Here is a 24,865-nt window from a genome sequence, read left to right on the forward strand (position 1 = left end):
ATATGCAGTTTACTTGCGTGCGATCATTTCGGTGTAAGCCAGCACCAGCGGGCCGACACCCTTGGCATCGTTGCAGACCACCGGCTCGCTGAAGTAGTAGGCCAGAGAGCCGTCGCGGTGATCCTTGCCGCCAAGACCCGCCACCAGGCAGATGCCGTCCAGCTGCAGACTGCCATCCGGGTTCTTGGAGAGGTACTTGTCGCAGGTGCCGTAGAAGGCCTTTTCGGCCCATGCGGCCATGCGTTTGGGCAGGTAGCCCAGACGAACGCCTTTGAGCACCGCGTAGGCAAACAGAGCGGTGCCGCTGGTCTCGAGGTAGTTGCCCTCCACACCGGGGTGGTCCATCACCTGCCAGAACATGCCGGTCTCCTCGTCCTGGAATTTGTGCACATCCTCAATGGTCTGCTTGAGCATTGCCATGATGCCGCGGTACTCGTTGTACAGCTGCTCGTCCATCCGCTCCAGCACGTCCACCATGGCTACCATGAACCAGCCCATGGCACGCAGCCAGAAGTTGGGGCTGCAGCCGGTGACGGGGTCGGCCCAGTACATCTGGCGGCTCTCATCGTAGCCGTGGTAGTACAGGCCGGTCTTTTCGTCCCGCATGTGCTTTTTGATATTCATGAACTGTTTGTAGCTGTCGATGCAGCCCTGCATCTTGTTAAAGCGGGTCTCGTACTCCATGTAGAAGGGCTGGGCCATGTAGGTGCCGTCCAGCCACACCTGCCACGGGTAGATGTCCTTGTGCCAGAAATTCCCCTCTTTGGTGCGGGGCTGGGTGGCCAGCTGGCTGCGGATGGTCTCGATGGCCTTGCGGTACTTTTCATCCCCAAAGATATCGTACAGGGTGAACAGGTTTTTGCCTTGATTCACGTTATCCAGATTGTACTCCTTGGGGTCGTAGGTCTTGATGGAGCCATCCTCCTGCACGAACCAGTCGATGAAGTTCTTGGAAAAGCGCAGATACTTCTCGTCGCCGGTGGTCTTGTACAGGCTCAGGCAGGCCGTGATCATGCAGCCGTCGATGTAGTTCCACTTGTTGGGCTTGCCGCTGCGCACCTTCTCGATGTTCCACATGGGTGCTTCGGCGCTGGAATTGGCGATCAGGTAGTCCACGTAATCGCCCAGCATGGCAAGAATTTCTTCATGGGTCATGGTATCAGTCCTCCTCAAAATGGCCGACATTTGCAAAGTGCAGGCGTTCGCCCTCGTAGCCCTCGATCTTCACGTTGTGCAGGTCGATCTCCTTGACATTCTCGGCGTAGATGGCCAGCTTCTTCACCAGAGGGCGGTTATCCGCCATAGCGGCCTGACCGGCCTCGGCATTGGGGTCAAAGGTGATCGTGACGTTCTTCATGGAAACGCGCTCAATGGGCTGCTCCGGCAGGCCGTCGAAGTAGCATCCCGCGAACTGAGCGTCGGTGGCGACGATGTCCTCCATGGTCAGGCTGCCCAGCTTCGGGGTGTACTCGTCCACGGGCATGGCATCGCGGCACTGCACATAGGGGCCGTGGCCGTCCGGGTCACAGAAGTAGAACATGTTGATGACGAAGGGTGCCTTGACACCGCGCATCTCCACGTTGCGGAACACCAGCCCGTCGATGACGGCGGTGTTGCCGCGGCCACGGCGGGTCTTGACGCGCAGGCCGCGGTCGGTGTGATCCATCAGGCACTGGGTGACCACCATATCCTTCACGCCGCCGCTCATCTCGCTGCCAATGACGATGCCGCCATGGCCTTTGTCCAACAGGCAGTTGCGGATAACGGTGTGCTCACAGCTCTTTTTCAGCTTCATGCCAAGGAATACCTTGCTGGCCTTCATGGCAATGCAGTCGTCGCCCACATGGATGTTCACGCCGATGATGCGGATATACTCGCAGCTTTCGGGGTCGATGCCGTCGGTGTTGGGGGCATTGTAAGGATTGTTGATGTTGAAGTTCAGCAGGTCAAGGTGCTTGACAAAGATGGGGTGGATCGTCCACGAATAGCTGTTCTGCACCGTAATGCCGTGCAGGCAGATGTTCTCGCTGTCCACAGCGGCCACAGCGCGGGGCCGCCATGCGATGCGCTTGATCTTGGGCGTTACCCACCAGTCGCCGTTCTCGGCATCGCAGTCCAGCGTGCCCTCGCCGGTCACAACGACATCGTGCACCTGCGTGATGTTCAACAGACCCGCAAAGCTGCTCAGGGGATTGCCCTCCCAGCCGGTCAGGTAGTATTCATCCACCTCATTCTCGCTGGGGATCACGCCGGGCAGGATGGGGTAGTGGGTGCGGTCGTTGTCGCCCAGCAGCACAGCGCCCTTTTCAAGATAGAGGGTGGTGTTGCTTTTCAGGAACAGGCTGCAGGTGCGGTAGCGGCCTGCGGGCACGTACACTGTGCCGCCCTTGGGGCAGGTGGAAAGAGCCGCCTGCAGCTTGAGGGTGTTGTCCGTGGTGCCGTCGGCCACCAGACCGTAGCGGGAAGCATCCACAAAGAAGGTCTCGGCCTCGGTGGTAAAGGTGCAGGTCAGGCTTTCGCCCTCGGCCTGCACACCCACCGTGTACTCCGTGCCGGGCAGCAGGGAGTACAGGGAGAACACGTTGGTATTGCAGGCTTCGTAGACGGTCTTTCCGTTCAGGGTAACGGTGAACGGGTGGGCCGGACGATAGCACAGGCCGTTTTCCAGCTCGAAAACAGCGCTGCGCGTCATGGAACGGATAAGCGACAGATTCATGGGAGAACCTCCTGATGGTTTTGTCTTGCCCAAATGCCTTGGGCATGGTATGATGAAAAAGAACCCTCTCAGTCAAACCCTTTGGGTTTGCCAGCTCCCCCGAAGGGGGGAGCTTTTATGGAGCGGAACGGTCAAATGCATAAAACCTCGCCCTTTGGGAGAGGTGGCATCGCGCAGCGATGACGGAGAGGGTTTTCCCTCGGAAGATGATGAGAAGTGTATTATGAGATCAGAACGTGAAAAGATCACCGGCAAGGTGGCCGCTGCCACCCTGCGGCTGAATGCGAACCGCTACGAGCTGCCGCCGGATGAGGACACCTGCTATCTGCTGCTGGTGTCGGAGGGCAGCGTCACGCTGGAATACGAGGGCGGGAATGTGCTGGTAAACCCCGGCAGCGCCGTGCTGCTTGGCCCCGGCGGCTGCCGCTTTGCACAGACCGGCAGCGCCGTGCCGCAGATCGTGGGGTGCCACTTTCCGCTGGGGATGCTGCATGATTTGAAAAACACAGCCGGGCGGGATTTCGGCCGCCTGTTTGCGCCCGGGGAGCGCACAGTGCTGTATGCACCGGTGCAGTGGCAGAGCCGCATCCGTACCCTGCTGGAAATGATGGCCAGCGCCAGCACCGAGCAGGATTACCCCGGCCCGCTGTACCTGCTGCTGATCCTGCACTATGTGGAGCAGGAGTGCATTGCCGAGAGCAGCGCTGTGGCGCGTCCCCACAACGAAACGGTGGAGCAGATCTGCGCCTACCTTGCGGCCAATTACCGGCAGAAGTTTTCCCTCACCGAGGTGGCGGCGCAGTTTTATCTTTCGCCCTACTACCTGAGCCGTTTGTTCCGGCGGGTAACGGGCCAGTCCATCGTGGATTACATCAACAACCGCCGCATCGAAGCGGCCCAGAAGCTGCTGGAAACGACCGAGCTTTCCATCAGTGCGGTGGCCGAGCAGACCGGCTTTGCCAGCGCCGCCCATTTCCGCCGGGTGTTCCGCGAGGTGATGGGTACTGGCCCACTGCAGTACCGCAAAGGACATAAGAAATAAGAAACACCCCCTGCGCCATCTACGGGAACGGCACAGGGGGTGTTTGTTTGTATCAGATAATCTTATGCTGTGCGGGGAAAGGGCTTAGCCCTTGACGGCACCGGCAGAGATACCTTCAACGAACTGGTCCTGTGCACAGAAGAAGACGATCAGCTGCGGCAGGATGGAGATGAGGGACAGAGCAAGGATCTTGTTCCATGCGAAACCGGTATCACCGTCCATGGACAGCTTGACGAACAGGGACATCGGGTACTTACCGGGAGTGCTGACGTAAAGCAGCGGACCCATGAAGTCGTTGCAGCTCCACATAAACTGGAACAGTGCGCAGGACACCAGAGCGGGGCCAAGCATGGGCACGATGACCTTGTACAGGGTCTGGAAGGAGGAGCAGCCGTCGATGGCAGCGGCTTCGTCCAGATCACGGGGGACATTGCGCATGAACTGCACCAGCTGGTAGACGAAGTAGGTCTCGGTCGCAAATGCGCAGTGCACCCAGATAGCCAGATAGAAGGGGCTGTCCAGCCAGCCGAACTTGTTGTACAGCAGGTACTGCGGCACATTCAGAACGACCTGCGGCAGGAACAGGGTGGCCAGCATGATGTTGAACATCAGCTTACGGCCGGGGAAATCGAAGCGGCCAAAGCCGTAGGCAGCCACACAGGCGGAGACCACCGTGCAGATCACCTTGGGGATGACGTAGCTGTAGGTGTTCAGCATGGCCTGCAGGATGTTGATGGAACCGCCAAAGTTGTTCAGAGCGCCGCGGTAGCCATCCAGAGTGGGGTGCTTGATCCACAGGCTGATGCCTGCAAAGATCTCGCTGTTGTCCTTAAAGGTAGCGCTGATCATCCACAGCAGAGGATAGATCATGATGACGCCGACCAGGATCAGGACGAAATACTTGAAGAAGGTCGCGATTTTATTCGATGCTTTCATTCCCATACTGGTCACCTTACCTTTCGTCAGAGTAGTAGACCCACTTCTTCTGGCTGGTGAATGCAATGATCGTCAGGATGCAGACGATGATGAACATGATCCATGCCAGAGCGGATGCCATACCCATGTCATAAGACTTGAATGCGTAGTTGTAGACCAGCAGAGAGATCAGCGTGGTGGAACCACGGGGGCCGCCGTTGGTGATGATGTAGGGGCCATTGAACTCCTGGAAAGCCTGGCAGATCTGAGTGACCAGGTTGTAGAAGATGATGGGAGTGATCATCGGAACGGTGATGGAGAAGAACTGACGCCACTTGCCGGCACCATCAATGGTAGCAGCCTCGTACAGGTCGGCAGGCACGCCCTTCAGAGCGGCCAGGAACAGCACCATGGCAGAACCGAACTGCCAGATGCGCAAAAAGCAGATGATCCACAGCGCGTAGCTGGGGTCAGACAGCCACTCGGGGCCCTGCACCAGACCAAAGGTGACAGCGCGCAGCACGGTGTTGAGCAGGCCGTCCACACTGAACACAGCCTTCCACAGAACGGCGATCGCAACAGAGCCGCCCAGAATGGAGGGAATGTAGTACACAGTACGGAACAGGTTGACGCATGCGATCTTGAAGTTCAGGATGTATGCGATGAACAGCGCAAAGACCAGCTTCAGAGGCACGGTGATGAAAGCGTACTTGAAGGTGATGATCAGCGCCTTGGTGATCTTGGTGGTGGTAAAGGCCGTGATGTAGTTGGCCAGACCAACGAACTGGGTACCGCTCTTGAAGAAGTTCATATCGGTGAAGCTGTAGTACAGCGACTGACCGAAGGGAACTGCCTTAAAGACGACGAAGCCGATGATCCAGGGGATCAGATAAAACAGACCCTGATATTTGTCCAGCCATTTCTGGAACGGGGTGCGCCCGACGGCGGGAGCATTGCTTTCTTTCATCTGGGAAATCCTCCTTTTTAAGGAATTTCGGAGCATGAGACGGACGAAGGGGTAACAGACTGGATACAGCTTTGTCAAGAATTTGTAACATATCCCTGACAAAAAAGGGGCATCTGCCGTATGGGCGGCAGGTGCCCCTCCGTATTAGCCAAAGGGTGCCCTTTATATGTACGTTACCGCACACAGCGGCACTCTGAAGAAAAACTTAGCCGATGGTGTAACCAACAGACTCCATGCCGTCCAGCAGGGTGTCAACAACGTCTGCACCGGAAACGCCGTCGTAGTCAACGGTGTCGAACACTTCCTGATAGATGCCGGTGCCGGAAGCTTTCAGGTCGTTGTTCTCGAACAGGGGATCCAGCTTGTTGGTGGTGAAGGCCATGACCTTGGCGTTTGCCTCAGCAACCAGATCCTTGACAGCGCCGGCAGCCTGAGCAGCAGCCAGACCAGCCTTGGAAGCGGGGATGCCGCACTCGGAACCCATGATGGAAGCGCCCTTCTCCTCGTTCAGCAGGAAGTTGATCAGGGTAGCAGCCTCGGCAACGCACTTGCTGGTCTTGGTGATGGCCAGACCCATGGAGACCTTGGAGAAGCCGCCGTTGTTGTCGCCGAACTTGATCTCTTCGCCAACGGTGAAGCCGTCCTTGTTGGCATCATCCAGAGCGGAGGAGTACTTGGAAGCAGCGGAATCCCACTCGAAGATGCCTGCGATCTTACCGGTGATCCACTCGTTGGACTGGTGGGTAGCGGTATCAGAGTTTGCGGAGTAGTAGGTCTTCAGGTTCATCATGACGTGGCCATCCACCAGGCTCTTGATGAAGTCGATGCCCTCAGCGATCTCGTCCTCGGTGTAGTTCAGGGTAGAGGTGACGGGGTCAGCCCAGTCCTTGCCGTACTTGGACTCGAGGTAGAACACCATCAGGATCATACGGTCGTATGCGCCCAGATGCATGGGGTAGTAATCGTCGCCCAGCTTCTCCTTGAATGCCTTGCCGGCAGCCATCAGATCATCCAGAGACTTGGGAACTTCGGTGATGCCAGCCTTGTTGAAGGTGGTCATGTTCCAGAAGAAGATACGGCCGGTCATGGAAACGGGCACGCACTGCTGGCTGTTTGCAACGTAGCAGGCGTCCATGGCAGCGTCATCCCACTGGGTCAGATCCAGGAACTTGGAAACAGTGTTCAGGTCCACGAACTTGCTGCCATCAGCAGAGTAGTTGTACAGCCAGTTCCAGTTCACCTGGCACACATCCTGTGCGTTGCCAGCGATGAAGGCAGCTGCCATCTTCTCTTCCCAGCCGGACCATGCGGCGAAGGTGGGCTCGATGGTGATGTTGGTGTGCTCAGCCTGGAACTCCTTGATGGCGTTCTGGTAAGCCTCGTGACGGCTGTCGCCGCCCCACCAGCTGATGGTCATGGAAACAGGGCCGTCAGACAGTGCCAGGCTCTCGTCTGCAGAAGCAGCGGGAGCGGAAGAAGCGGTGGAAGCAGCAGAGCCGGATGCAGCAGAGTTGCCGCCGCAGGCAGCCAGAAGGCCGGCAGCGCCCACAGCGCCGGTGACCTTCATGAAATCACGACGAGAAATTGCCTTGCTCATTTTTGTTCTCCTCCTAAATACAGAAAACATCATCTCGAACGGGGGTCTGCACATACCCCGTTGTATACAATTATGATAACAAAACAACAACCAAAAAGAAAGACGCAAATTGCAGATATCTAAACAAAAAACGTACAAATATTGCTCTTGTTTCCGCGCAAGAATTGACGCCTTCGCTGAAATGAATAAACTTGGCTCGAAAAACTGTGCAACATGTATACTTCGCTATTTTGCATAGAAAACTGGGATGCATCATAGGAGGAACGTCGAATTTTGCAATAATTTTGTAAACATTCCGTTTTAGAACGTGGAAGCGTTGCATACATTGTGGACGAACAACAGCTTAAAAAGCCCGGACGGGAGCCTTTGAACTGATATATCAATAGTGCAAAAAATGTTCACTCTGATATATCAATTGTTTGCGGCAGTCCCCCGGCACCGGTCTGCAGACATGGAAATCGGTGCTTCTTCGCCCTTTTGGGGGGTGAAAAAGCACCGACAGCGACATATTTTGCGCTGCTGCGTGGACTGCGCCTGTGGGCCGGGGATAAAAAAGAAAGGCTGCCGTGTCGTTGAACACAGCAGCCTTGTATACAAGTTTATTCGACCCGCGAAGCAGCTTTTTCGGCGTAGAACGCACGCTTTGCCTTGAAATAGCACTGGGGGCACATGCTCACGTACTGCACATCGTTTTCCAAATCGATGGCCACCTGCTCGCCCTCAAAGACGAATCTGCCGTTCACCTTGCGGCAGTTACAGATGGCCTTGCGGCCGCAGGTGCAGATGGTTTTCATCTCCTCGATGGTGTGGGCCAGCTCCAGCAGGCGGGTAGAGCCGGGAAAGCCCTTGAGCGAAAAATCTGCCCGCAGGCCGTAGCAGATCACTGGAATGTTCAGGTCCACCGTTACCATGAACAGCTGTTCTGCCTGCTGCGCAGTGAAAAACTGGCTCTCGTCGCACAGCACGCAGGCCAGCGGCGCACCGTCAGCGTTGGCCGTGCGCACGGCCTCGAACACGTCCGTCTCCGGCGGGATCAGCAGATCAGCCTTGCGGCGCACGCCCAGACGGCTCACCAGCTCACCGCCGCCCTTGGTGTCCACCTGTGGCTTGAGGATCAGCACCCGCATCCCCTGTTCTTCGTAGTTGTGGGCTACCTGCATCAGGGCGGTGCTTTTGCCGCTGTTCATTGCGCCGTAGCGGAAATACAGTTTTGCCATTTGAAAAACTCTCCTTACAGAAAGAACCCTCTCAGCCAAAGCCTGACGGCTTTGCCAGCTCCCCCGATGGGGGAGCTTTTCTGCATCTTCCGGGCAGGCTGTCCTTCGCCGGAGAAGCAGAAACTTTCCCGTCCCCACTCATAAAGCTCCCCTTTCGGGGGAGCTGTTGAGCGTATGCGAGACTGAGAGGGTTCAGCGGCATCTCAGGCTTTGACTGAGAGGGTTCTCTTATTACTTATAATAGGTACGTTCAGTCCTGATTGCGCAGGCGGTAGCCAAGGCTCATCAGGCTGTCGCCCAGATGGACGTTCTCCACCACCACATCGGGATACGGCACAGAGAGGTCATAGTGGGAGAAGTTCCAGAAGCCCTCGATGCCCAGATCCACCAGACGGCCGCTGACCTGTTCCGCACCGTCGCGGGGCACACAGAGCACTGCGACCTTGGGGTGATGCTCGGCACAGAAAGACTCCAGCTCGTCGATATGGCGGATCTGGATGCCGCTGATCTCCTTGCCCACCTCGCTCTGTGCCACATCAAAGGCGGCGATCAGGCGGTAGCCGTTGGTATCGGTGGTGATAAAGCGGCTCACTGCCTTGCCCAGACGGCCGCAGCCGATCAGGATGGTGGGCAGGCGGTCACCGTTGCCGAACAGCAGGCCTTCCAGAATGGAGAGCAGGTTTTCCACCGAGTAGCCGATGCCCTGCCGGCCATTCACATCGCCGATGCAGTTGAAGTCCTGCCGTACCTGCGAAGCGGTGGTGCCCATCTGAGCAGCCAGCTCGCGGGAGGAAATGCTGTTGATGCCGTCTGCCTGCAGAGAGCACAGATAGCGGTAATATTTGGGAAGACGCTTGATAACGGGAAGCGAAGCCCTTGCAGGAGTGTTCATAGAATACTTTCTCCTTTCGCTCTATCGCAGTACTTGCCGCAGCTGCCTGCTTTACAGATGCGGCGCAGAGAAACCCCGATCCGTTTACGGGTCCATATTGCAGATATTACAGTCAATTATTTAAAGTATACTGCACCGATGGAGAATGTCAAATCATTCTCAAAAAATTTTTATGAAATGTTACCGCTTTTTTGCTGCAGTGGGTCTGCATAGCCCGGCACAGGCTGGGGAATGCTGACAGAAAACGCAGGAGGAAAGCATATGAATGATGAAACGCAGCTGACCGACGCGCGTCGGCTGGAAAAGGAAGAGATCGAAGATCTGGGCACGGTCACGCTGGCCCGCGGGGAGCATGTGATCCACTGCCTGACCGTCATCGGCCAGATCGAAGGCCATTCGGAAGCGCCGCAGGGCCAGAAGACCACGAAGTACGAGCATGTCATCCCGCAGCTGGTGGCCGCGCAGGAGGATCCTCGCATCGAAGGTCTGCTGGTGTTGCTGAACACGGTAGGTGGTGATGTGGAAGCGGGCCTTGCGCTGGCGGAGCTGATCGCCAGCGTGTCCAAACCCAGTGCAACGCTGGTGCTGGGCGGCGGGCACTCCATCGGCATCCCGCTTGCCGTCAGCGCCCGGCGCAGCTTCATCGTGCCCACAGCCACCATGACCGTGCACCCGGTGCGGCATTCCGGCGTCATTCTGGGGGTGCCGCAGACCATGCGCAGCTTTGAGCAGATGCAGCAGCGCATCACCGGCTTCGTAGCGGCCCACAGCGGCATGACTGAAAAACGCTACACCGACCTGATGCTCCACACCGGCGAGCTGGTGATGGACATGGGCACCGTGCTGGATGGACGCCGGGCCGTGAAGGAAAAGCTCATCGACGAGCTGGGCGGGCTTTCGGATGCGCTGGCGTGGTTGTATAAAGAGATTGAACGCAAATGAAGGCCGATTTTGTACAACAATAGGTTTGCCAATTTCTTCCCTGCGTGGTACAATAATAAAATCAAATAGTGTGTCTACTACAAACGCGGGGAACAAAGAAACATGGCAACAAAAAAACGTAAAACGACAACACGGCGCGCAGCATCGCGCAAAAAACGCGCAGAACAGCGGCTTCCGGCGGGGCTTGGCACCCTGTTTGCAGGCCTTTTGCTGGTGGTGCTGGCCTTTGTGGAGGGAGATTCGGCATGGAAGGCCCTGCACGATGTGCTGTTCGGACTTTTTGGCTGCGGCAGCTTTGTGCTGGGCGCGGCAGTGTGCTGCCTTGCTGTGCAGTATACCCGGGGCGAAGACCTTCTGCCCAAGATCTTCAAGCTGGTTCTGGGGCTGGTGTTTGCCTGCGGCACGGTGATCGTTTTTTCCGATATCCAGCCGCAGGGCATGTCGGCATTTCAGATGACGGCTGCCTGCTACGCAAACGGCGTGAATGCATGGATCGGCGGCGGTGCGCTGGGCGCACTGCTGGGCGGCAGCCTGCTGCTGCTGTGCGGACGGCCTGCGGCAACCCTTATCATGATCGTGCTGGCACTGTGTGTCAGCCTGTACATTTTTGATCTGACCCCGGCAGAGGTGTGGCAATGGCTGTGCGCTGCGTTTGGCGGCGTGCACGCAAAGGGTGCGGCCATGGCGCAGCAGAGCGCAGCCCGCCGCGCTGAACGTGCCGCTGCCCGCGCGGCAGAAGCCGAGGCTGAGGAAGACTACGACGAAGCAGAAGATGAATACCGGGATGAGGAAGATGCCGAAGAGGAGATGGAAACTCCGGCTTTCCGCATCGGTGTGCCGGACTGGCTGAACGGCATCCGCCACTGGGGCCACAAGGTGACCGAAGAGATGGAGGCGGAGGAGCCGGAGGCCGCCCCGCAGCCGGAGCCGCCCGCAGATACTTCCGGCCAGCCGCTTGCCCAGCCGGAGCCTGCCGCCCCGGCCATCACGCCGGTGCAGGTACGGGTATCCCGGCCCCGGGCTTCCTTTGACGTAGACCTTGGCCCCGACCACACTGAGGTGAAGGAGGGCGGCAGCGAACCCATCGAGCCGCTCATCGTGGGCCCGGGCGGCACCTTTGGGCAGAACCCGCTGCGCCCGGCCCCCAGACCTGCCACACAGCCCATCGTACAGGACGCAGTGGAGACCGATGCATCCGATTTCTTTGCAAAGGCTGCACAGCCGGTGCAGCCTGCGGCAGCGGAAAGCTTTGATACTCCGGTCATGACCCCGGCAATGCCGACGGCCCAGCCGGAAAGCCCGGCAGCGGCAGTCACGCCGGAGATGCCCGCCGTGCCCATCCAGCCCGCAGTCCCGGCGGCACCCGCCCGGGTGAGCGCCGAAAACGCCGTTGCCATGCGCGGCACACCCGACGAGGACGGCTGGATCAGCATTACCAGCGAACCGGTGGAGGAAAAGGATATCAGCACGCTGGTGGCAGCGGCAATGGAAAAGCCTGCCGCTTCCGAGCAGGCCGCGGCAGCGGCCCCTGTGGACGAGACCGAACCGGTGGATACTTATCAGTACCAGTATCCGCCCATTGAGCTGTTTGAAAAATCGCAGGACGAGACCGACCCCGGCGCGCAGGAAGAGCTGAAAGCCAACGCCCAGAAGCTGGTGGATACGCTGGAAAGCTTTGGCGTGCGCACCCGTGTGCTGGATATCTCCCGGGGCCCCTCCGTCACCCGGTACGAGGTGCAGCCCATGGCGGGTGTCAAGATCAGCCGAATCACCTCGCTGGCAGACGATATCGCCCTGAACCTTGCGGTGGCAGATGTGCGTATGGAAGCGCCCATCCCCGGCAAGCCTGCCGTGGGCATTGAGGTGCCCAACCACAAAAAGACCCCGGTGTATATCCGCAGCGTGTTCGAGAGTCAGAGCTTTTTGCGCATGACCTCACCTCTGGGCATTGCGCTTGGCAAGGACATTGCCGGTGTGGCACAGGTGGCAGACCTGTGCAAGATGCCCCATCTGCTCATTGCAGGCAGCACCGGCAGCGGTAAATCCGTGTGTGTGAACAGCATCATCATGAGCCTGCTGTTCCGCTCCAGCCCGGAGGACGTGAAGCTGCTGCTGATCGACCCCAAGGTGGTGGAGCTGGCCGAGTACAACGGCATTCCCCACCTGCTGATGCCGGTGGTCACCGAGCCGAAAAAGGCCGCAGGTGCCCTTGGCAGCGCGGTGCAGGAGATGGAGCGCCGCTATCATCTGTTTGCAGAGAACAATGTGCGCGACATCAAGTCTTTCAACAAGCTGGCCGCAGAACGGCCTGATCTGGAAAAGATGCCCTACATCGCTATTATCATCGACGAGCTGGCCGATCTGATGATGGTGGTGGGCAAGGATGTGGAGGACTCCATCTGCCGCATCGCCCAGAAGGCCCGCGCTGCCGGTATGCACCTGATCGTAGCCACCCAGCGCCCCAGCGTGGACGTGATCACCGGCCTGATCAAGGCCAACATCCCCAGCCGCATCGCATTTGCAGTGTCCAGTCAGGTGGACAGCCGCACTATTCTGGACGGCTCCGGTGCCGAAAAGCTGCTGGGCATGGGTGATATGCTGTTCATGCCCGTGGGTGCGCCCAAGCCTACCCGTATTCAGGGCACTTTCGTGCGGGATGAGGAGATCAGCCGTGTGCTGGACTTCATCAAGCAGAGCGGCACCGTGCAGTATGACGAAGCCATGATCGAAGCCATGGAAAAGCACGCCATTCAGGACGGCAAGAAAGGCAGCGGCGGCGCGGACTCCGACGAGGATCCCGATACCGACCCGATGTTCAAGCAGGCCGTGGAGGTGGTCATCGATGCCGGTCAGGCCTCCACCAGCCTGCTGCAGCGCCGCTGTAAGCTGGGCTACGCCCGCGCGGCCCGTATCATGGACGAGATGGAACAAAAAGGCATCATCGGACCCTACGAGGGTGCCAAGCCCCGCGCTGTGCTTATCAGCCGCCAGCAGTGGCTGGAAATGCAGATGAACCAGCCGGATGAATGACCCTCTCAGGCGCTGACGCGCCAGCTCTCCCGAAGGGCGAGCTTTATGAGTGGGTAAGATATCGTCTGCCTTCAAAGAAAAACTGGATGAAAAGATGCAAAAAGCTCCCCCGATGGGGGAGCTGGCAGCGCCGCAAGGCGTTGCCTGAGAGGGTTTAACAATAAAAGGAGCATTATGGACAACTCTTCCCCAAAGATCTACACCGAATTTCTTCCCATCAGCCGGGCCGATATGGAGGCCCGCGGGTGGGAGCAGCTGGACTTTGTGGTGGTGGGCGGCGATGCCTATGTGGACCACCCCAGTTTTGGCACTGCCATCATCAGCCGTCTGCTGGAAGCCGAGGGCTATAAGATCGGCGTGCTGGCCCAGCCACGCTACACCGACTGCGAGGACTTCAAGCGGTTCGGCAAGCCGAAGTACGGCTTCTTCATCGGCGGCGGCAACGTGGACAGCATGGTCAGCCATTATTCCGTGGCAAAGATCCCCCGCGCCGAGGACGAATATTCCCCCGGTGGCAAGGGCGGCGCACGCCCGGACCGCAGCGCCACCGTGTACACCCGCCTTGCCAAGCAGGCCTATCCCGACCTGCCGGTGATCTTAGGTGGTCTGGAAGCTTCTCTGCGCCGCTTTGCCCACTATGACTACTGGCTGGACACCGTGCTGCCCAGCATCGCCGAGGATTCCGGCGCGGACATCATCAGCTTTGGCATGGGCGAGCACCAGACCGTGGAGATCGCCCGCCGCCTTGCCGCCGGGGAACCGGTGGAGAGCATCACGGACGTGGACGGCACCTGTTACATGACCGACTTCGACCATCTGCCCGAGCGCTACGTGGAGTGCGCAGGCTTTAAAAAGGTGGCGTCGGATAAGACGGCGTATGCCAAGGCCTGCCGCATCCAGATGGACAATCAGGATGTGGTCAGCGGCCAGATTATCGTGCAGAAGCAGAGCGAAAAGTATCTGGTGCAGAACATCCCCGCAAAGCCGCTGGTGCGCGGGGAGCTGGATAAGGTCTACGCTCTGCCCTACACCCGCCGTTACCACCCCATCTACGAGAGCATGGGCGGCGTGCCCGCCATCCGGGAGGTGCAGTTCTCCATCATCCAGAACCGCGGCTGCTTTGGCGGCTGCAACTTCTGCGCCATCCAGCTGCATCAGGGGCGGCGTGTCACCAGCCGCAGCGCGGACAGCATCGTGGCGGAAGCCGAGCGCATGACCCACGAGCCGGATTTCAAGGGCTACATCCACGATGTGGGCGGCCCCACCGCAAACTTCCGCTTTCCCTCCTGCCGGGAGCAGATGCTGCGGGGCATGTGCACCGGCGGCAAGCACTGTCTTGCCCCCACCACCTGCTCCCACATGATCGTGGACCACAGCGACTACCTGAAGATCCTGCGCCGGGTGCGGGAGCTGCCGGGCGTGAAAAAGGTGTTCATCCGCAGCGGTATCCGGTTCGACTACCTGATGGCCGACCCGGACGACACCTTCTTCAAGGAGCTGGTAGAGTACCATGTGTCCGGCCAGCTGAAGGTGGCTCCGGAGCACTGTGCCCCCAACACGCTGGCCTACATGGGCAAGCCGCCCATCGAGACCTTCAACAAGTTCAAGGATAAATTCTATGAGCTGAGCAAAAAGGCCGGCAAAAAGCAGTATCTGGTGCCCTATCTGATGTCCAGTCACCCGGGCAGCACCCTCAAGGATGCGGTCTATCTGGCAGAATATCTTTATAAAAACCACATGCGCCCGGAACAGGTGCAGGATTTTTACCCCACCCCCGGCACTGTGAGCACCTGCATGTTCTACACCGGCCTTGACCCCTACACCCTGAAGCCGGTGTTTGTGGAAAAGACCCCCGAGGGCAAGGCGCTGCAGCGGGCGCTGCTGCAATACTACGAGCCTCGCAACGCCGAGAAGGTAGTCAAGGCGCTGAAGATGACCCACCGGGAGGACCTGATCCCCCTGCTGGTGCCCGCCGCAGGCCGCCGCGCCGTGCAGCGCTCTGCCCGCCGGGCCGAAGCCGCCGATGTGACGATCCACAATGACGGCACCTATACGGTGCGCCCGAACCAGAAGGGCCATAACGGCAAGCCTGCCCACGGCCAGAGCCGTGCCGCTGCACCGACAGGCCGTGCGCCCAGCCCCGGCGCACGCTTTGCGCCCCATTCGGCACCCGCGCGCAAGCCCAAAAACGATCAACAGAAAGAGAACACAACGTGGAAAACTGGAAAGAAGAAAAAGTAAACGCGCCTAAGAAAGGCCTGTGGCAGCGCCTTGCTGCGCTGGCCGCTGCCGCCGCACTGGTGCTGAGCCTTGCGGGCTGCAGCGGGCTGCCGTCCGTCCCGGGCGGAAGCGCCGATGTAGTGCCGAACCCGTCCGCTTCTGCTGCGGCGGCTGTGGATACGGTGGACGCACCCTTGGAGGTGCATTTCATCGATGTGGGTCAGGCGCTGAGCGTGCTGGTGGAATGTGACGGACAGTTCATGCTTTACGACGGCGGCAATGTGGACGACGGCAGTCTGGTGGTGTCCTACCTGCAGAGTCAGGGGGTGGAGCAGCTGGAATATGTGTTCTGCTCCCACGCGCACGAGGATCATGTAGGCGGCTTGGCTGCCGCACTGGCCTACTTCCCGGCGTACCATGTGTACAGCCCGGTGACCGATGCCTCCACCAAGTGCTTTCAGGATTTTGTCAAGTACACCCAACAGCAGGGCCTGCAGGTAGAGGTGCCCGCCGTGGGCACGATGTGGCCGCTGGGCGGCGCTACCGTGACCATGCTTGGCCCGGTGGCACAGTACAGCGACACCAACGATACCTCCATTGTGCTGCGCATCGACTACGGCTCCACCAGCTTCCTGCTGACCGGCGACATGGAAAAGACTGCGGAGACCGACCTTGTGAACAGCGGCGCGAACCTCAGGGCCGATGTGCTGCAGGTGGGCCACCACGGTTCCAGCACCTCCACCAGCTACCTCTTCCTGAACGCGGTGCTGCCGGAAATGGGCATCATCTCCTGCGGCGTGAACAACAAGTACGGCCACCCGCACGAGGAAACGCTGAGCATCCTGCGGGATGCCGGGGTGGATGTGTACCGCACTGACCTACAGGGCACCATCACCATTGGCAGTGACGGCCAGAACTACACCGTGGGCACCGAGCACTTTGCGGCAGATTCCGCGCTGAACCCCACCGACCCGGCGGCATCCAGCACGGCCCAGCAGGCGTACATCGGCAATGTGAATAGCAAAAAGTTCCATCTGCCTACCTGCCCGAACCTGCCGGCAGAGAAGAACCAGATCCTCTTCTCCAGCTATCAGGAAGCCGTGGAAGCAGGCTATACGCCCTGTTCCAGCTGCATCAAATAAAGAACGAACTCCCCCAGTCTGCTTCACAGACAGCCCCCTCTGGGATGGGGCCTTTGGCAAAACCGAAAAGCTTACCTTTTCGACAGAGGCTCCCTCCTTGAGGGAGCTGGCACGGCGTGAGCTGTGACTGAGGGAGTTTTCTTTTATCCGCCGCTCTGCGGGATTGATAAAATCCCACAGGTGCGGTATACTTAAGACCACTTTATTTCAAAAAAGCAAGGAGGTGCGGCGGATGATCGGTGCACCGCAGCCGCTGGTGCTGGCAAAACCGGCGGCGATCGATACAGCACAGGCAGCGCGGTATTTCGGGGCCAGAGGGGAACCGGACGACCGCACCATGACCCTGTTGGAAACATGCGCCATGCCGCTGCTGGCGGCGGCAACGCCCCGGGCGGTCTGGCTGGAAGCGGACACGGCTGCCCTTGCCGAAGCAGGCATCCTGCGGGGTGAGGATGTGATGAAGCATCTGGAAAACTGCCCGCAGGCGGTGCTGCTGGCTGTGACCCTTGGCCCCGGCGTGGATGCACAGATCCGCCGTGCCGGTGTGGGAGATATCGCGGCGGGCGTTGCGTCCGACGCACTGGGCAGTGCGCTGGCCGAGCAGGCCGCAGACGCAGCCGAAGCAGAGCTGCGCCAGTGGGCCGCAAAAGAGGGAAAGTATTTGACCGGGCGGTTTTCGCCCGGCTACGGTGACTGGGATATTGCAGTACAGCCGCTGGTGGCAAACGCGCTGGATACGGTGCGCCGGGCGGGCCTGTGTGTGACCGATACCAACCTGATGACCCCGCGCAAGAGCGTGACGGCCATTCTGGGGGTCAGCGGCCACCCGGTAAAGGGAAAACTGGCCGGGTGCGGCCACTGTGTGCTGCGCACCCGGTGTGAGTATAGAAAGAGGGGAAAGACCTGTGCAAGCGAGTGAACTTTTCAAGCAGAGCAATACCATCCTGCTGGACGGCGGCATGGGCACCATGCTGCAGGCTTCGGGCCTGAAGCTGGGTGCAAAGCCGGAGGAGCTGAACATCACCAATCCGGAGCTGATCGAGAGCATCCATGCCAAGTATGCCGCTGCGGGCAGCCGCATCGTCAACGCCAACACCTTTGGCGCATCGGCCCACAAGCTGGCGGGCAGCGCCTACAGTCTGGAAGAGATCATTGCGGCGGGCATCGCCAACTGCAAGCGCGCCTGTGCGCCCTACGGTGCCCTGACCGCGCTGGATGTCGGCCCGCTGGGAGAACTGCTGGAACCCAGCGGAACGCTGGCCTTTGAGGATGCGGTGAGCGAGTATGCGCGCATCGTCCGGGCAGGCGCTGCCGCCGGGGCCGACCTCATTTTCTTTGAGACCTTTACCGATCTGTACGAGCTGAAAGCCGCTCTGCTGGCAGCAAAGGAAAACAGCGGCCTGCCTATCTTAGCCAGCATGAGCTTTGAAGCCGGCGGGCGCACCTTTACCGGCTGCACGGTGGAAAGCTTCGGCGTGACCGCCCGTGGCCTGGGTGCCAACGCGGTGGGCATCAACTGCTCACTGGGCCCCAAGGAGATCTTCCCCATGGCAAAGCGTTTGGCAGAGGCTGTGCCCGGCGACTTTCCGGTGTTCGTCAAGCCCAATGCGGGCCTGCCCCGGGCCGACGGCAGCGGCTACGATATCACTCCGCAGCTCTTCGCCATGGAAATGAAGCCCTACCGGGACCTGCACCTGTTTGCGGCGGGCGGCTGCTGCGGCACCACGCCGGAGTTCATCAAGCTGCTGAACAGCGTTTTTGCAGGCTGCGTACCCGGCCGTTCGGCCCACAAAATGCCCTCGGTGCTCTGCACACCGGTGAACTTTGTCAACGTGGACGGCATCACGGTGGTGGGTGAGCGCATCAACCCCACGGGCAAAAAGCGCTTCCAGCAGGCACTGCGGGAAGAGGATATGAACTATGTTCTGGAGCAGGCGGTCAGTCAGGTGGAGGCCGGGGCTCAGGTGCTGGACGTGAACGTGGGCGCACCCGGCGTGGACGAGCCTGCCCTGATGCCCAAGGTGGTCAAGGCCCTGCAGAGCGTCACCAGCCTGCCGCTGCAGCTGGATTCCTCCAATGTGGAGGCGCTGGAAAACGGTCTGCGCGTGTACAACGGCAAGCCCATCGTCAACTCCACCAACGGCGAGCAGGAAAAGCTGGACGCGATCCTGCCCCTGTGCAAAAAGTACGGTGCGGCCATCGTGGGCCTTGCCATCGATGAGCGGGGCATCCTGCCTGCCGCCGAGGACCGCGTAGCCATTGCCCGCCGCATCACCGAAGCGGCCCTTGCCGTCGGCATCCCGCGGGAGGACATCTACATCGACTGCCTGACCCTGACCGCCAGCGCCCAGCAGAAGGACGTTCTGGCCACCGTGCAGGCGCTGGAAGCCTGCAAAAAAGAGCTGGGGGTGCGCACCATTCTGGGCGTGTCCAACATCAGCTTTGGCCTGCCCTGCCGCCCGTACCTGAACACCACCTTCCTCACCATGGCGATGTATGCCGGGCTGGACCTTGCCATCATGAACCCTTCCAGCGAGGAGATGATGGCGGCAGTGTACGCTTACAATGTGCTGACCAACCGCGACCCGCAGAGCACCAAATACATTGAGCGCTATGCTGACCGCGTGCCCGCCTCGGCGGCCCTCAAGCAGGCCGCGCAGACGGTGCCTGCGGCTTCGGCATCCGCATCCGGTGAGAGCGCAGAGCTTACCGGCCCTTATGCTCTGCTGATGAAGGCGGTGGAAAAGGGCCTGAAGGGCGATGCCGCCGCCCAGACCAAGGCACTGCTGGCCGAAAAGCAGCCGCTGGAAGTGGTGGACGAAGCACTGATCCCGGCGCTGGACATCGTGGGCGCAAAGTACGAGAAGGGCACGCTGTTCCTGCCGCAGCTGCTGCAGGCCGCAAGTGCTGCCCAGAGCGCTTTTGAGGAGATCAAGAACGTCATTGCCCAGAAGGGCGAGGGCAGCGCCAGCAAGGGCCGCATCGTGCTGGCCACCGTCAAGGGCGACGTGCACGACATCGGCAAGAACATCGTCAAGGTCATTCTGGAAAACTACGGCTTTGAGGTGATCGACCTGGGCCGTGATGTTCCGGTGGAGACGGTGGTGAACACTGTGAGGGAAAAGAATGTGCATCTGGTGGGCCTTTCGGCCCTGATGACCACTACCCTCAAGAGCATGGAGGAAACCATTGCCGCCCTGCACGAAGCGGGCTTGGACTGCAAGATCATGGTGGGCGGTGCGGTGCTCACGCCGGAATATGCCGAGAAGATCGGCGCGGACTGGTACGCCAAGGATGCCAAGCGCAGCGCCGACATCGCCAAGGAATTTTTCGGGGCGCAGTAAAAGAGCGAAGGAGCGGTGTGCCGGAAGCTTTCTCCTCAGACACGAATCGGGCCATTCCATCGCCCGCCCTATTGCCCTTCGGGCAACAGGGTCCCACCCCAGCGGACGGTCTTCGGAGAAACTTCCGGCCCGCCGCCCCGGTAAGCTGGAGTCCCTTTGAAAACACCTGAAAATCTATTTGCAAATTGTTCAAAAACTCCACAAAGAAATGCCACGATTGTCTGGTAGTATAAGGGTGCAGTCAGGGAGATGCAAAGACACCTCCCCAAAGCCGACAAGGGCTTTCACCTGCGGGGGCTGGTGCATCTAGCACAGCCCAGCAGGTACTTATTAAAACACTGTCCCCCGCCTATGCCAGGCAATCGCCAACGACGGCGGACAGACTACCAAATCCCTCCTGATCCGCCGCAAAGTTCGGGAGTTCTCATACCGCAGCCAGCACCGCTTTATCCTCCTTTCCACGGTGCTGGCTGCTTTTGTTTTTACCTGAATGCAAGAGAACGATTGGGAATAGCCGCCGCGTGCGCTTTGGCTGTTTTAGCGGAAATTCTATTATAATTCGTTGAGCCTCGGAAAAATCTGCGGATTTTTCCGAGGCTCTTTTTCACGAATAGAATCGAAGCGATATACTTCATCTGAATGTAAAAAGCAAAGCGAGAACGAGTGCGAGATGAAATTGGTTTATACAGTTCGTTTTACTTCGCTGCGTTTCGCCCATCTGTTGCTGATCTTATCTGCCAGCAGGGAGCCGCAGGCCCCCAATGCAAGGCCCAGTGCCACGCCGCCCAGAATGTCGGTGGGGAAATGCACATACAGGTACATCCGCGTGAAGCCGATGAACCCGGCCAGCGCAAGAGCCGGGGCGCCGAGCCTGCGGTTCTGCAGCCAGAGCGCAAAGGCAGCGGCAAAGGCGGAGGATGTGTGTCCGGAAGGGAAGGACCAGCCATGGGGCCGGGCCACCAGCGTGAGCATCTCCGGCCGGAGGTCGCAGGGGCGCGGGCGTGCGAACAGCGGCTTTAAGGCGCAGTGGCCCGCCAGCATATAAAGGCCCAGCGCCAGCGCCATGGCCAGCCCGGCCCGGCGGGTGCGCCGGAACGCCAGCAGTACCGCCGTGAAGGCGATCCAGATCTCACCGTGGGCACCGGCCTGATCGAAAAACACCGCCAGTGCATCCAGCACCGGACAGCGTAGAGCCTGTAAGGCATCCAGAAGGGTAAATTCAAAGGACATGGATAAAGCCTCCCTGCTTGTTGTTCTTGCCCTTATGGTATCATGGAACCGGGCAGAGAATAAAAACAAGGCTTGTACAAAGGATAAACAAATCTTAAACCGGCAGAAAAGATGCCGGAAAAAGGACAAAATTGGAATATAGCGACACAATACTACAAATTGTAAATAGAAAAGAAGCCCTGCGGTTCTGTGACGTAGGGCATATTGTATGCTTTACTGCATCTGGTCAAGGGTGGGGTAGCTGTCGATGGCACCGTGCTGCTGCACGCTGATGCCGCAGAACTGGTTGGAAAAGGCAAGGTATTCGTTCAGCTTTGTTTTGCTGAGCTTTGCCAGTTTTTCCAGTGTCACGCCGTCACGTTCCAGCTGCCACAAAAACGAGCCGATGAAGCCGTCGCCTGCGCCGGTGGTGTCCACAGCCCGGACTTTCCGGCAGGGGGCAAAGCCATGGGCGGTGCGGGTGTAGGCGTGGGCACCGCTGCTGCCGCAGGTGTAGACCACCAGCTGCACATCGCCCACAAGCAGCTGCGGCAGGGCGGATTCAATGTCCGTAGTGCCGGTGAGAAATTCCAGCTCTTCATCCGAAATTTTGAGGATGTTGGAAAGCGGCAGGAACTGCAGCACGGTCCCGCGCAGCATGTCGCGGTCCGGCCAGAGGGGGAAGCGCAGGTTCGGGTCAAAGCTGACGATAGCACCAGCTTCGCGTGCGGCGGCAATGGCCGCAAGGTGGGCGTAGCGCATGGGGCTGTCCACCAGCGAGACACTGCAGTAGTGCAGGGCAAAGGCATCGGCGAACCATGCAGGGTCGATCTGCTCCGGAGAATAGAGCAGGTCCGCCGAGGGTTTGCGGTAGAAGCTGAAGGTGCGGCTGCCGTCCTCTTCCAGACTGACGAAGGCAAGGGCCGTGTTGGCCTTATCGGTAAAGGCCAGATGGGAAAGGTCGATGCCGCAGGCTTCCAATTCCCGGGCGATCTTGTGGCCGAAGGGGTCGTCGCCCAGCTGGCTCAGAAAAGCACTTTTGCCGCCCAGCCGGGCAAAGGCGGCGCACACGTTGGCCGGTGCGCCGCCAGTGCGCGGGCTGAACGAGGAAACCTCGTCAAAAGAACAGCCCACCCTGGACGGGATCATATCGATGAGTGCTTCGCCAATGGAAAACAGTGTGCTGCCGGACATAGAGAACCTCCCAAATTAAGATGCTGGTAATAAAAGACTTCCCCCGGCGAGGGGGATGATTTTGTGACCGCTCCCAGTGTAAGGGCCAGAGCCCGGGCTGTCAATGCTTTTTTGCGCGGTACAGGGCGTTTTTGTGTTGACTTGCATTTTGGGGTGTGCTAAAATATGCCGGTATGCGTAAAAAATGCCATGAAAGGGAACTTGGATGAACCTGACAAAACAGTTCTTTAAATATGTATCACAGAATATCTTCGGCCTGCTGGGCACCTCGTGCTACATTCTGGCCGATACCTATTTCATCTCGCAGGCGGCGGGTACCGACGGCGTGACCCTGCTCAACCTCTGCCTGCCGGTCTACAACTTCATCTTTGCCGTCGGCTCCATGGTCGGCCTTGGCGCGGCCACCCGCTACGCCATCCTCAAGGCGCAGGGAGACGAGCGCTGCCAGCGCTATTTTTCCAATGCCATCTTCTGCGCCTGTGTGCTCAGCGTGCCGTTCCTGCTGGTGGGCATTTTTGCGCCCGGCGGCCTTCTGCGGCTGATGGGCGGTGACGCGGGGATCATGGCGCTGGGCATCCCGTATGCCCGTATCTTCCTTATGTTCACGCCCTTCTTCATGTGCAACTATATCGTGTCGGCCTTTGTGCGCAACGACGGCGACCCCTCCCTTGCCATGGTGGCTACCCTGAGCAGCAGCCTGTTCAATGTGGTGTTCGACTATATTTTCATGTTTCCCATGGGTCTGGGGCTGGCCGGTGCGGCGCTGGCCACCGCCGTGTCTCCCATCATCAGCATTTCCATCTGCAGCCGCCACTTCTTTAAAAAGGAGAACAGCGTGCAGTTCGTGCGCCAGCGCCCCTCGGCAAGGCTGCTGGGCCAGAGCTGCCAGCTTGGCATCTCCGGCTTTGTGGGTGAGATGTCCTCCGGCGTTACCACCACCGTATTCAACTTCCTGCTGCTGGGTCTGGCGGGCAATGTGGCGGTGGCGGCCTATGGCGTGGTGGCGAACTTTGCGCTGGTGGCAACGGCCATCTTCAATGGTGTAGCACAGGGCGCACAGCCGCTGGTGAGCGAGTGCTACGGCAAAAGCGACAAGGCCGGTGCCAGAAAGCTGCTCATCCTGGGCAGCTGCACCGCACTGGTGCTGGCAGCGGTGCTGTACGGCATCATCTTTGGTGCTACCGATGCACTGGTGGGCATATTCAACAGCGAAAGCTCCGCCCAGATGGCGCAGTTTGCCCACATGGGCATGCGGCTGTACTTTGTGGGCTACTTCTTTGCCGGGTTCAACATCGTGGCAGCGGGCTATCTGAGTGCGACCAACCGCCCGGTGGAAGCCTCCGTAACCTCCATCTGCCGCGGCATGGTGGCCATCGTGGCCTGCTCGCTGGTGCTGAGCCGCCTATTTGGCATGAACGGCGTATGGGCGGCGTTCCCGGCATCGGAACTGCTCACCGCAGTGCTGACCCTGTTTTTGCTGCTGCGCGGTAAAAAGCAGACCGCATAGCCCTTAAATATAAAGCTCCTGTTCGCGCAGAGATTCCTCGGGCGAAAGCCCACTCTGCGCGGCGTGACCGGCCATTGCCCGCCACTGTGCGGGGGATTGGCCGGTTTCTTTTTTGAACACCCGGCACAGGTAGTTGGCACCGGAAAAGCCGCACAGGCTGGCTACCACGTCCAGTGTGTACTCCCGGTGGAGCAGCAGCCGCTGGGCTGCTTCAACGCGCACAGTGGTGAGGTATTTGCCCGGCGGCACGCCAATGGCTGCGGTAAAGGTGCGCACCAGATGGCTCTTGGACACGCCCAGCCGCTCGCTCAGCTCCTCCACGCCGTAAAGGCCCGCGTAGTTTGCGCGGATGTCCTCAATGGCGGCCTGCACCAGCGGCGGCAGGGCGGACGCGGCACTGTCGGCATCGGCCAGCTCACACAACAGTGCGTAGGCCAACTGGCTGCGGGCACGGCTGTGGGCGGCCTTTTCCTCAGCAAGGCGGTCCATCAGTTCGGCAGCGGCCGGGCAGGAACCGCCCTTGGCAAGGAAGGGCAGTTCGTGCAGCCCGGCCAGAAACTGGGAAGCCGCCTGCCCGGTAAGCTGGACGCAGAGCAGATGGCAGATGCTTTCCGGCACAAGGGCCAGCGGGGCACGGCTCAGGATCAGGTGCCCGGCAGGCACGGACTGCGGCGGCAAAATGAGCGCTGCACCCAGCGGCAGCGGCCCGGCAGCAGGTACGGATGCAGAGCACTGGCCGCTGGACACAAGGCACACCCACAGTCCTTCGCCGGAGAGGGTGAGGGGGGCAGACAGCTGCAGATCCTGCACTGAAGCGGGAAAAGCGATGGTGTTCCAGTCAAAAAGCAATATCTGACACCTCTAATCAATAAAATGCTATTTTATATCACAAAATTATCTGTTATTATAGTACCAACGAATGAACACGCCG

At 59.4% G+C, this 24,865-nt stretch carries 18 protein-coding genes; 8 read left to right on the forward strand and 10 right to left on the reverse strand.

Going from position 1 to position 24,865, the window contains the following annotated elements; genetic code table 11:
• Positions 1–9: 9 nt before the first annotated feature.
• Both GKG34_RS11435 and GKG34_RS11440 read right to left on the reverse strand, forming a co-directional pair.
• Complete coding sequence (locus GKG34_RS11435) at positions 10–1,155, reverse strand: glycoside hydrolase family 88 protein (RefSeq protein ID WP_154256270.1); 1,146 nt, start codon at positions 1,153–1,155, stop codon at positions 10–12.
• Between the two features lie 4 nt (positions 1,156–1,159).
• A complete protein-coding gene (locus GKG34_RS11440; RefSeq protein ID WP_154256272.1) occupies positions 1,160–2,716 on the reverse strand; it encodes a glycoside hydrolase family 28 protein in 1,557 nt (518 codons plus the stop codon).
• 223 nt (positions 2,717–2,939) lie between these two features.
• Here GKG34_RS11440 and GKG34_RS11445 point away from each other — a divergent pair, with 223 nt between their 5' ends.
• Positions 2,940–3,758 (forward strand): AraC family transcriptional regulator, encoded by an 819-nt coding sequence (locus GKG34_RS11445; protein WP_154256274.1) that lies wholly within the window; start codon positions 2,940–2,942, stop codon positions 3,756–3,758.
• Positions 3,759–3,842: 84 nt separating this feature from the next.
• Here the strand turns inward: GKG34_RS11445 and GKG34_RS11450 are convergent, their stop codons facing one another.
• The 5 genes from GKG34_RS11450 to GKG34_RS11470 all read right to left on the reverse strand — a co-directional run bounded on the left by GKG34_RS11450 (position 3,843) and on the right by GKG34_RS11470 (position 9,346).
• The gene (locus tag GKG34_RS11450) at positions 3,843–4,700 is read right to left on the reverse strand and encodes a carbohydrate ABC transporter permease (RefSeq protein ID WP_005942942.1); all 858 of its coding nucleotides are present in this window, start codon (positions 4,698–4,700) and stop codon (positions 3,843–3,845) included.
• Positions 4,701–4,710: 10 nt separating this feature from the next.
• Positions 4,711–5,640: a sugar ABC transporter permease gene (locus GKG34_RS11455; protein WP_097773808.1), complete on the reverse strand. Its 930-nt coding sequence runs from the start codon at positions 5,638–5,640 to the stop codon at positions 4,711–4,713.
• 205 nt (positions 5,641–5,845) lie between these two features.
• Positions 5,846–7,237 carry an ABC transporter substrate-binding protein gene (locus tag GKG34_RS11460; protein WP_154256276.1) on the reverse strand — a complete coding sequence of 464 codons (1,392 nt, stop codon included), beginning with the start codon at positions 7,235–7,237 and terminating at the stop codon, positions 5,846–5,848.
• A gap of 599 nt (positions 7,238–7,836) precedes the next feature.
• Positions 7,837–8,454, reverse strand: coding sequence for a thymidine kinase (locus GKG34_RS11465; protein WP_097773806.1), 618 nt, complete (start codon positions 8,452–8,454; stop codon positions 7,837–7,839).
• A gap of 250 nt (positions 8,455–8,704) precedes the next feature.
• Positions 8,705–9,346, reverse strand: a complete 642-nt coding sequence (locus GKG34_RS11470) for a redox-sensing transcriptional repressor Rex (RefSeq protein WP_005942917.1) — start codon at positions 9,344–9,346, stop codon at positions 8,705–8,707.
• 261 nt (positions 9,347–9,607) lie between these two features.
• On the opposite strand from GKG34_RS11470, the gene GKG34_RS11475 reads away from it, so the two are divergent.
• The 6 genes from GKG34_RS11475 (at position 9,608) to GKG34_RS11500 (ending at position 20,024) form a co-directional block, all read left to right on the forward strand.
• On the forward strand, positions 9,608–10,288 hold the full coding sequence (locus GKG34_RS11475; RefSeq protein WP_097780808.1) for an ATP-dependent Clp protease proteolytic subunit: 681 nt from the start codon (positions 9,608–9,610) through the stop codon (positions 10,286–10,288).
• 102 nt (positions 10,289–10,390) lie between these two features.
• Positions 10,391–13,318 (forward strand): DNA translocase FtsK, encoded by a 2,928-nt coding sequence (locus GKG34_RS11480; RefSeq protein WP_154256277.1) that lies wholly within the window; start codon positions 10,391–10,393, stop codon positions 13,316–13,318.
• 174 nt (positions 13,319–13,492) lie between these two features.
• Positions 13,493–15,559, forward strand: coding sequence for a YgiQ family radical SAM protein (locus tag GKG34_RS11485; protein ID WP_097777240.1), 2,067 nt, complete (start codon positions 13,493–13,495; stop codon positions 15,557–15,559).
• A complete protein-coding gene (locus GKG34_RS11490; RefSeq protein ID WP_347563458.1) occupies positions 15,532–16,680 on the forward strand; it encodes an MBL fold metallo-hydrolase in 1,149 nt (382 codons plus the stop codon). The genes GKG34_RS11485 and GKG34_RS11490 overlap by 28 nt, the downstream gene beginning before the upstream one ends.
• A gap of 232 nt (positions 16,681–16,912) precedes the next feature.
• A complete protein-coding gene (locus GKG34_RS11495) occupies positions 16,913–17,599 on the forward strand; it encodes a hypothetical protein (protein ID WP_005942893.1) in 687 nt (228 codons plus the stop codon).
• Positions 17,586–20,024 carry a homocysteine S-methyltransferase family protein gene (locus tag GKG34_RS11500; RefSeq protein ID WP_005942888.1) on the forward strand — a complete coding sequence of 813 codons (2,439 nt, stop codon included), beginning with the start codon at positions 17,586–17,588 and terminating at the stop codon, positions 20,022–20,024. Before GKG34_RS11495 ends, GKG34_RS11500 begins: the two co-directional genes overlap by 14 nt.
• A gap of 681 nt (positions 20,025–20,705) precedes the next feature.
• Here GKG34_RS11500 and GKG34_RS11505 read toward each other — a convergent pair.
• Complete coding sequence (locus GKG34_RS11505; RefSeq protein WP_005942881.1) at positions 20,706–21,254, reverse strand: phosphatase PAP2 family protein; 549 nt, start codon at positions 21,252–21,254, stop codon at positions 20,706–20,708.
• A gap of 213 nt (positions 21,255–21,467) precedes the next feature.
• Positions 21,468–22,427, reverse strand: coding sequence for a carbohydrate kinase (locus GKG34_RS11510; RefSeq protein WP_005942875.1), 960 nt, complete (start codon positions 22,425–22,427; stop codon positions 21,468–21,470).
• Positions 22,428–22,632: 205 nt separating this feature from the next.
• Here GKG34_RS11510 and GKG34_RS11515 point away from each other — a divergent pair, with 205 nt between their 5' ends.
• Positions 22,633–23,934 (forward strand): MATE family efflux transporter, encoded by a 1,302-nt coding sequence (locus tag GKG34_RS11515; protein WP_005942872.1) that lies wholly within the window; start codon positions 22,633–22,635, stop codon positions 23,932–23,934.
• Positions 23,935–23,937: 3 nt separating this feature from the next.
• On the opposite strand, the gene GKG34_RS11520 is transcribed toward GKG34_RS11515, so the two are convergent.
• Positions 23,938–24,783, reverse strand: coding sequence for an AraC family transcriptional regulator (locus GKG34_RS11520; RefSeq protein ID WP_005942868.1), 846 nt, complete (start codon positions 24,781–24,783; stop codon positions 23,938–23,940).
• Between the last annotated feature and the right edge of the window lie 82 nt (positions 24,784–24,865).

It is taken from the genome of Faecalibacterium sp. BIOML-A4 (genome assembly GCF_009679665.1).
GTDB classification, from domain to species: Bacteria; Bacillota; Clostridia; order Oscillospirales; family Ruminococcaceae; genus Faecalibacterium; species Faecalibacterium taiwanense.